Raw genomic sequence first — 5,025 nt, forward strand, 5'->3', positions numbered from 1 at the left:
ACACTCTTCTGGTTTTTATGTCTTAACTTATTTGGCTATAGCTATACTTAGCAAGGTTTGAGTTAGTTAGGACAAATTAAAACCTAAAAGATATTTTTGCGATTGAAAGCAGGAGAATTTATGAATTTCTCCTCGCTCGAAGTTGCATTGAATAGTCTTATAACATTTGCATAACTTTCATATATCTTTTTGATAACAAAATGAGCCTAGGAATTACTTTTAAATTATTAAAGAGATGAATAATATCTATAACAAATAACTGCTAATTCTTTAAATCATAGAATTGCTTAAATATTTCATCTTGATGCCCTCTACACCATCAATTCTTGACTTTATAGCGGGTATCGGAGATCTTTAGAGAAGGTGGCGGACAGCCGTCCATCTCATCTTTTCTTTCTCTAGAATCCTGTTAGACCAATTCACGAAAGTATGACAACACTTTTGTGAATTAAATACCAAATCTAGTAAGGGTTTGAAAAACTAAAAATGGCGTAGCCATTTTTAGTTTTGATATTATCTAGATCTCTACAAATACTTTAAGGAATGAAATTATTATGTTTTGGACAGCAGATAGGATTTACTCTCAAGGTATTGAGCAGGCACAACAAAGCATTTATGAATTCTTTTTAGAAACTGTTCGTTGTAAATCACCCGATGAAGTATTAGAAGACTTTAAAAACTTATTTGTAAGTTGTAATGTTAGTAATAACATCGAGATCACTCAAGCCCTCGATCAAATTTTGACTGCCTATAATGAAAAGGAATTTTTCTACACTTTAAAGAGGTGTTGTTATATCCTCATTAACAATTGGACTGTTAGTAATAATCTAATTCATATTCAGTCTTTAGTTAATATTTTTGATCATCCTTCAATCTATAAAAAACCCACATCTATCAAACTAAGAACCTTACGAATTTGGTTGCAGATGTTTGTTAAGAGTGAAGATTTCCAATCGCTCAAGCTGTTTATTCTCAATAGGGAAGAACATAGTAGCCCCGACCGCAATTGGGGTAATCGTTTTGCATCCTACCTCCTAGCCTATCAATATACAAATCCCACTAGCCCCCTAGAGCAAAGACAAGCGGCACAACGACTAGCTCAAAAAATGAAGGAGCAATTCAAATTTGAGTTAGCCATGTATACGGCTCGGATAGGATCGCAAACAACCTTTAAAAATCCCCAAACTAATCCGACAAGTTTAAACAATAATGTTATTAATCTCGTCACACTCATGCTCACCAAGAAGAGTGTATTGAATTGTCAAGATTTAGCTGGCAAACTTTTAGGCAATATCAACAGCTTTTCCTACTATGACTTTAAAGTTAACTTGCTCGAATACCTAGATTTCTCAATTGCGGATGCGGAAATATCGGATACGGTTCAGAACAAGATCTATGATGGTTTATTTGATTTAGGTTCGCAACGTCACGACCATCCCGTAACTACATCCTTGGTTTTAAAGAGTGCCAAGTATTTAATTAATGAACTTACGATCGCTGATCGCGAAAAGCCGACGGAGTTGTTTAACATTTTACTGCACCATACCAATCCGCTTAACCTCGTAGTATTACTGCTCAAGATTCTATTTCTCAATGAATCCATTCGCCCTTATCTAGAGTTAAGGGTTGCAGCCATAATTAAGTATTACAGTCAATATAGCGAGTCCAAATGTAAATCAGTCATTGCATTCATCGATATGCTCAATATTGCCTTGGCAATTTATGCCAGTGAAACTCGCTACACTATTGTGAGGATGAATCCCTATGAGATAAATCCTTCAACAGCAAAAAGTAATTCCTCTAATTTCTCTAGTTCCTCTAATTCCTCGGACACTGATATCTCTAAATTTGATGCTACCCAATATCGTATCTTTTCACAGGTTCGGTAATGCTGTCTAAGTAACGTGAGTTCGGGATAATTTGAAATGGGCTTTGAGAAAGGGTTTGCTACGCAAACCCTTTCTCAAAGCCCAAAAGTAAAAGCCTTGCGTAGCAAGGCTTTTACTTTTGGGCTTTTACATTTGGACTTTTAAAATTTGCCAGCTTAATCCCAACTGACGTTAATTAATTGATGAATTTTTTTAAGGTGTCAATGCTCACGCTGTAAGGAGGATAACGTAACTTGAGATCAAAACGGAATGAGTTTTTTAGTATGCTCTTGCGATGGGAGAACCTGTCAAAGGTCGCCTTACCATGGTAGCTACCCATGCCGCTATTGCCGACTCCACCAAAGGGAAGTTCGAGGTTAGCAAGATGTAAAATCGTGTCGTTAAAACAACCTCCACCAAAGGATATTTCCTGCAAAATTTTCTCTTGCTTCTGTTTATTGTTAGAGAATAAATATAGGGCAAGGGGCTGGGATTGGCTCTTAATTAGGGCGATCGCGTCAGAGATCTGGTCGTATTCTAAAACTGGCAAGATAGGACCAAATATCTCTTCCTCCATAATTTTTGCATGAATCGAAATTCCATCAATGATCGTCGGGGCAATGTAGCGATCGCTTTTATCGGTTTGCCCACCGATTAAAATTTTACCTTCGTTTAGCAAACTAACTAAGCGATCAAATTGGCGATCGTTAATGATACGGGCAAAATCGGGACTTTGCTGGGGATTTTCTCCGAAGAAAGTTTTGACATATCTCAATAACTTCTCTATTAAGAGAGGTTTTATACTTTTTGAAACTAATAGATAATCAGGGGCAACACAGGTTTGTCCAGCGTTATAGAATTTACCCCAAATAATTCGCTTGGCTGTAGTTTCCAGATCGCATTCCTCATCAACAATGCAGGGGCTTTTACCGCCCAGTTCAAGGGTAACGGGAGTTAAATGTTTCGCTGCTGCTTCCATGACAATCTTGCCGATCGCGGTGCTGCCAGTAAAGAAGATATGATCGAATTTTTCGGCTAATAAAGCTTGATTGATTTCTAGCCCGCCCTCGATCACTGTGATGAAATTAGGATCGAAATGCTCGTTAATAATTTGGGCGATCGCTTTGGCAGTATGGGGCGCATATTCTGAAGGTTTTAGAATGGCACAATTCCCTGCGGCGATCGCGCCAATCAGGGGCTGGATATTGAGAGAGAAAGGATAGTTCCAAGGGGCGATAATCAGTACGACACCTAAAGGTTCAGTATAGATATAACTAGAGCTAGGAAATAGATTTAGAGGAGTTCCTACTTTCTGGGGCTTCATCCAAGCCTTGAGATGCTTGAGAACGTACCTAATTTCTGAAAGCGCAATTAAAATTTCACTACTAAAAACCTCGATCGTGGGCTTACGCAAATCCGCATAGACTGCATCGAGGATTAACTTTTCGTTTTCTTTAATCAATTGTGCAAGTTTTTGAAGTTGAGATACCCGAAACTCATAATCTTTAGTTTTATTTCCAGCGAAGAAAAGACGTTGTTTTGCGATCGCATCTAAGACATCTAAATTATTGATAGGTAAGGTTTCCATAATTTCTAAAATTCTGTAAATTGGCTCTCTAAATTCCAGCTTAACCTATGCTAATTTGAAGCTAAGTAGCTCTGTATATTTAAAACTCCAAACCCAAGAGCGTACTGTCCGCTTAGCGGACAGTACGCTCCTATAGATTTTATGTAAGTAGCTAGGCGCAATTAAATATAAAACCCCCAAACCTGTAGCGCACGCTGCGCGTGCGTTACAGGTTTGGATTCTGGGTTTTAATTATGTCCAGCTACTTATACACTTATGCTTAGCTCCTTATAGCTGTCGTTGTACTAGGACATAAAAACTAAGAATTGATTAGCGGCACTCCGCTTCGCTAATTAATTCTGGGATTTTGATTTGTCCTAAGTCCAGTGATCATAGCTAAGTAGCTAGGCATAATTAAAACCCAAAACCAGAGAGCATACCGCCCGCGCAGCGGGCGGTATGCTCTTCTGGGTTTTAAGTTTACTTATGCCTAGCTACTTAATATATCGAAAATGTAAGACTACCCTAATATAACTATGGCAATCTTTGGTGGCATTCTTCTTGTAGTTGGGATCATTCTATTTTTTGTGCAAAAGAATTACAGCACAAAACTGCAAAGTATTCGTTCGGCAACATCCTCAACGGTTGTGGAGTTACAGAATATTGCGAGGGAGATCGCAGGGGAAATTGGTAGTGGCAATTTGCGTGAATATGTGAAAGTACGCGGGATCATTCGTAGTGAAAACCCCTTGATTTCGGAACTTAAGCAAGCTCCCTGCGTATATTATGCTATGAGGGTTGTTAGAGAGTATGAAGAACAGCATACAACCCGTGATAGTGAGGGCAAAAGCCGCACGGAAACTCGACGTGGTTCGGAGACGATATCTAGTAACAGCCAGTCAATTCCCTTTACATTACAAGATCGATCAGGCGAACTGGTCGTCAATCCCGATGGAGGTGATATTGAAACTACGCAAATATTAAACGAATTTCGGCAGGAGAATTCTTCGTTACTATCCTTTGGGGCTTTTCGTTTGTCAGTGAGTTTGGGAATGGGAGGAAGGCGGACATTGGGATATCGCTATACGGAATCAATCCTACCCTGCGATCGCGAAGTATTGGTAATCGGCACGGCGGCTGACGAAGGCGGTCAAGTGACGCTGCGCAAACCCATCCAATCCGACAAGAAATTTATTATTTCTCTCAAAAGTGAAGAGGAACTTGCCAAGTCTACCGCCAATGCCGCTAAGTGGTTTTTCTACGGGATGGTTGCCTGTTTAAGCCTCGGCGCAGTTTTACTGATCGTGGGATTAGTTTTAAAGAGTTAATTCGTTCTCCATTTTGTTCTCCATTTTGTTCTCAATGCGGCGATATGTCCATCGCCAACTCCACCTCAGATTGCACTAATACCAGTTCCCAAAATGGCTACGCCATTTTGGGAATCTCAAAACCTTACTGGGTTTGGTGTTTAATTCACAAAAGTGTTGTCATACTTTCGTGAATTGGTATAAAAACCAAAACCAGAGAGCGTACCGCCCGCGTAGCGGGCGGTACGCTCTTCTAGGTTTTAAGTTTACTTATGCTTAACTA

3 protein-coding genes are annotated in these 5,025 nt (G+C 39.4%); 2 read left to right on the forward strand and 1 reads right to left on the reverse strand.

The annotated features are described in order from the left end of the window. Nucleotides 1-554: 554 nt before the first annotated feature. A complete protein-coding gene (locus AC805_RS10925; protein ID WP_055075465.1) occupies nucleotides 555-1,889 on the forward strand; it encodes a hypothetical protein in 1,335 nt (444 codons plus the stop codon). Nucleotides 1,890-2,064: 175 nt separating this feature from the next. Here the strand turns inward: AC805_RS10925 and AC805_RS10930 are convergent, their stop codons facing one another. Next, nucleotides 2,065-3,456: an aldehyde dehydrogenase gene (locus AC805_RS10930; protein ID WP_055075466.1), complete on the reverse strand. Its 1,392-nt coding sequence runs from the start codon at nucleotides 3,454-3,456 to the stop codon at nucleotides 2,065-2,067. A gap of 515 nt (nucleotides 3,457-3,971) precedes the next feature. Here AC805_RS10930 and AC805_RS10935 point away from each other — a divergent pair. Beyond that, entirely contained in the window at nucleotides 3,972-4,763 is a 792-nt protein-coding gene (locus AC805_RS10935; protein WP_055075467.1) for an E3 ubiquitin ligase family protein, read from the forward strand. Nucleotides 4,764-5,025: the final 262 nt, after the last annotated feature.

The organism is Pseudanabaena sp. 'Roaring Creek', from assembly GCF_001402795.1.
GTDB lineage: Bacteria > Cyanobacteriota > Cyanobacteriia > Pseudanabaenales > Pseudanabaenaceae > Pseudanabaena.

What these genes read in the sequence shown, in the direction of transcription:
- AC805_RS10930 (WP_055075466.1), bottom strand. Translation starts at nt 3,456, where the DNA reads ATGGAAACCTTACCTATCAATAATTTAGATGTCTTAGATGCGATCGCA.
- AC805_RS10935 (WP_055075467.1), top strand. Translation starts at nt 3,972, where the DNA reads ATGGCAATCTTTGGTGGCATTCTTCTTGTAGTTGGGATCATTCTATTT.
- AC805_RS10925 (WP_055075465.1), top strand. Translation starts at nt 555, where the DNA reads ATGTTTTGGACAGCAGATAGGATTTACTCTCAAGGTATTGAGCAGGCA.